Below are 1,052 nucleotides of genomic sequence, written 5' to 3'. Positions count from 1 at the left end.
GATAAACTTGATACAATCAATATCTGTGATGTTCTTGATACTCCTGAACGTAAAAAACAATATCGTATCTCTAAAGTCAACAGCTTTGATCTCTATGAACAAAAACAGTTGACTAGACATCATCACAACTTGAAAGAAGAAGAAAACGTCTATAAGAATCGTCTTCAAAAATGTATCGATATCGTATTCCCTGAATTCAATAAACTGTTCAATTCTAAATATGGTACTGTTTATATGAATATTCTTAAAACGTTTGGCAGTGCTGAAAATGTCGCCAATACGGATATCAGAACCATCCGTAAATGCTTTGAAATCGAAGGTAGAGGCAATCGTATTTCTTTAACTCCTGAAAGACTTAAAGAATGTGCCAGATCTTCTATTGGTATTTCTTCATCAGCAGAAGTTATTCAAATAAAACATTTAACCGCTCAAATAGAACTTATTGAAGAACAGTTAACTGAAATAGATAAAAAAATAGAAGAGTTCTCCATCCAAAATAACTCTCCTATCCTATCCATACCAGGAATATCTCACTTCTCTGGTACTTCTATTCTAGCGGAATTAGGAGATATAAGCAACTATTCTAAGCCTTCTCAAATCATTAAATTTGCAGGAGTTGCTCCTTTACACTATGAATCAAGTCAGTTCAATGCACAACATACATCTATTACCAAGAAAGGATCCAAATATTTAAGGAAGACCTTATATCAGATAATACTTCCTGTAATAAGACACAATCAAGTGTTCTATAAGTATTATCAGTTAAAGATTTCTCAAGGCAAAGGTCATCGTTGTGCTCAAGGACACTGTGTAAGAAAGCTGCTTAGAATCATATATCATCTTTTAAAAACGAATCAACAGTTTGATCCTCAACTGTTAAGATAACACTTGAAAATTTTAAAAAATGGCCTTTCGAGGTCTTTTTCAGCATGTCCAAAATTACAAATCACTATTCACTTTTCAATGTTCTCTAACATTTCTAACTGAAAATTCAAATTTTTAAATATTTTCAAACTTTTTCATAAAATCACTTGAATTTTATATAGTTAGCT

At 31.6% G+C, this 1,052-nt stretch carries 1 protein-coding gene; it reads left to right on the top strand.

Annotation, left to right across the window (positions count from 1 at the left end):
• A partial coding sequence (locus LJD34_RS15970; RefSeq protein ID WP_227360362.1) for a transposase occupies positions 1–885 on the top strand: 885 nt, incomplete at its 5' end.
• Between the last annotated feature and the right edge of the window lie 167 nt (positions 886–1,052).

The sequence above is a fragment of the Faecalibacillus sp. MSK20_93 genome, from assembly GCF_020589945.1.
Classification (GTDB): domain Bacteria; phylum Bacillota_I; class Bacilli_A; order Erysipelotrichales; family Coprobacillaceae; genus Faecalibacillus; species Faecalibacillus intestinalis.
The sequence above is the reverse complement of the archived record's forward strand: the minus strand, read 5'-3'. Positions and strand labels throughout refer to the sequence as shown.